2 protein-coding genes are annotated in these 2,636 nt (G+C 46.4%); one reads left to right on the top strand and one right to left on the bottom strand.

Going from position 1 to position 2,636, the window contains the following annotated elements:
• Positions 1-668: transposase (locus tag G8770_RS23740; RefSeq protein WP_167192535.1), on the top strand; the 668-nt coding region annotated here is incomplete at its 5' end.
• Between the two features lie 441 nt (positions 669-1,109).
• Here G8770_RS23740 and G8770_RS23735 read toward each other — a convergent pair.
• On the bottom strand, positions 1,110-1,673 hold the full coding sequence (locus G8770_RS23735) for a hypothetical protein (protein ID WP_208022482.1): 564 nt from the start codon (positions 1,671-1,673) through the stop codon (positions 1,110-1,112).
• Between the last annotated feature and the right edge of the window lie 963 nt (positions 1,674-2,636).

The following is a 2,636-nucleotide window of genomic DNA, read 5'->3' as shown; positions in this document are numbered from 1 at the left end:
TGGATCGCTGGTTGACTCTCTATAAAGGCCCTTTGCTGATCCAGCGTTATTACAACGGCGAGGCCCTGTCCAAGGTGGAAAAAGAAGCCGTTTCACAAATCATCAACGTCTGGCGACAGCGACTTCAAAACCTAAGCTGGTTCATGAAGTGCCTTAACGAACCCATTGCCCGACTCGCCAATGCCGAGGACAATTGCACGGGTCACTTTTGGGAATCCCGTTTTAAATCCCAGGCATTGCTCACCGACGAAGCCTTACTGTCGTGTATGGCGTATGTGGATCTCAACCCCATCCGCGCGGGAATGGCCAAAACACCGGAGACCTCTGAGCACACCAGCATTCGGGAACGTATCAACCCTGTGATTACTCTGGAGAGCGCCATTAGGGATCAGGCATTAGCCAACGAATTTAACCTACCGATCAAGCCACTCTTGTCCTTTGAAGATACTATCCGTTCAACCTGCCAAACGGGCATTGCCTATTCACTGAGTGATTACCTGCAACTGGTGGATTGGACAGGTCGTGCCGTACGCGATGACAAACGGGGTGCGATCCCCGAACACCTGCCTACCATTCTTAAACGATTCAACATTCCCGCTGAGCATTGGCTGACCAACAGCCAGCACTTTGAACAGATCGTGCATCGACGATTTCGAAAATCGGCCTAGATGACCCCAGCACTCCTGGCATATTGACCCACCGGTTCAGGCCGATGGGTTTCTGTATCAAAAATATGGGTTTTTGACGTGTTTTAAGTGGTGGATCCAGTCGATCTGATTAATTTGAGGAATCCTGATGCAAGCTTCGATGTGTGCAGCAGGATGTTTGAAGATCTTTTTAGGAGTGCCTGTCCCATATTTTCCTTAGTGGCACACCACATTGTTGTCAGTGACGTGCCGCTTACTGCGATTTTCGCCGGGGCATCAGGAACAGATCTGTATTGTTGATGACAGCACATTCCCTGATGCTGAACTGCCTGCTAGTGGCAGTAAATTGCTGCTTAAATCTGCAACAAGTTAAAAATTTGTAGAGCCCTATAACGCCGCAATAAAAGGCGAGCGTTAGCGAGTCCAGCCCACGCTTTTTGTGGGCGGTTTTTAATTGCCTTGTTAGTTTTGCATTGCATAAGGTGAGTTAGCCCAGATAACACCATACATTACAGCAAAACTTAGTGCTTGCCATATGTAGAGGCTACCCCCTTCATTTATGGAATGAACGAAATCATTAACGCTGCTGAATTTGATTTTAAATTTATCAACGTGATCATCAATGAGATATAGAGCAAACCCACAAAATACAGCCCCAATTACGCCTAGCCAAGCCACATCGGCTCCTGTTTCGGGTGCCCGCCCTAAAATAAGCCACTGAATATTGAATAATGACGTCCATGCTGACACGAGCATGACAGCAATGGAGAGCAAAAACGGTAAGCCTCTACCCTTACTTGAGGCTAGAACAATTAGCCACCCAAATGCTGCCGCCAGACAGGCCTCAAGAGTACAAGATACAATGAGCCCTATCTCGATACTGCCAATGGGAACACCTTTATCTGGAACACCACCAATTTCTTTGAAAGCAAAAAGTGACCAGCCAAAATTTAAAATAGTTACGACACTAGCAACCAAGTTTACTGGCTGCTTGACTTCTACTTTTATATTTTCTGCAATTCCCATTTATATCCTTAAAAAACTAACGCCCAAAACACCGGAAATCCGGCGCATAGCGTTGGATTTTCCGCGTGCTTTTGCTTGTTACGTTTAGCACCAACATATCTACGGAGTACGCCCTTTGCCTGCCACTGAATCCGTGTGCGGGGCTGAAATTATAAATTGGATGAAAAGCTGTGCGGGCTCTGAAAAGAGCGAACGGAAGGGATTTGATGGATCCAGCGCCTTCCAGTGGCACCACGTTTTCACAATGTTTAGGCAGTTTACCGAACTTCCTGCCTGACACCAACTAAGATGCCAAAATCTACTGCCTGATTAACTTATAAACGATTCACAGATACCTGTGAAGAACGTAACGCCCCTAAGCAGCGGCATATTTTGCGTTTTGAGCGCAGCGAAGCAAAATATGTCCGCTGCCTTGGATTGTTAGAGCGCCCGACGTGTGCAACCAAGCATTCCAGAGAAAATAGCTGCGATCGATAGACCTATTGTGAGCGTCAGCCATGCGTATATAGAGTTCAGGCCATACAACATCAATGCGCCAACCCCGGGAACCAAGCCCGTAACGACAGACGTTAAAGGCGATACCATTCTAAAATAGTTAGCAATCCACATAATAGGGAAAGCGTACACGATCAAAGTTAGTCCAGCGAAGATATATGCAAACATCGTCACAGGGAAGATATCTAATAAAAAATTCAGAGACGTAGCAATTGAGCTAGACCTAAAGAGAGCCAAAAATAGAGCAACTGACAAAGTACCCACCGGGACGCCAACAGCATAGGATAGCCAAAGGGCGCATGCTGGGCTGGCTGACGGAGATTCTCTATCCATTATTACCTGCGCCTCTAACGAGACTGTAGAAAAACGTTTTCTAAAGATTGCTTATCCACAGCCCATTCCTTTTAATTTTGATGCTCACCATTCAACCATATCCACTTAACATAATCACTCATTGCGCGAACTTTA

This window comes from Pseudomaricurvus hydrocarbonicus (assembly GCF_011602365.1).
Lineage (GTDB): Bacteria > Pseudomonadota > Gammaproteobacteria > Pseudomonadales > Cellvibrionaceae > Pseudomaricurvus > Pseudomaricurvus hydrocarbonicus.
Note: the sequence above shows the minus strand (reverse complement) of the source record. Positions and strands in the feature narration are given on the sequence as shown.

What these genes read in the sequence shown, in the direction of transcription:
- G8770_RS23735 (WP_208022482.1), bottom strand. Translation starts at nt 1,673, where the DNA reads ATGGGAATTGCAGAAAATATAAAAGTAGAAGTCAAGCAGCCAGTAAAC.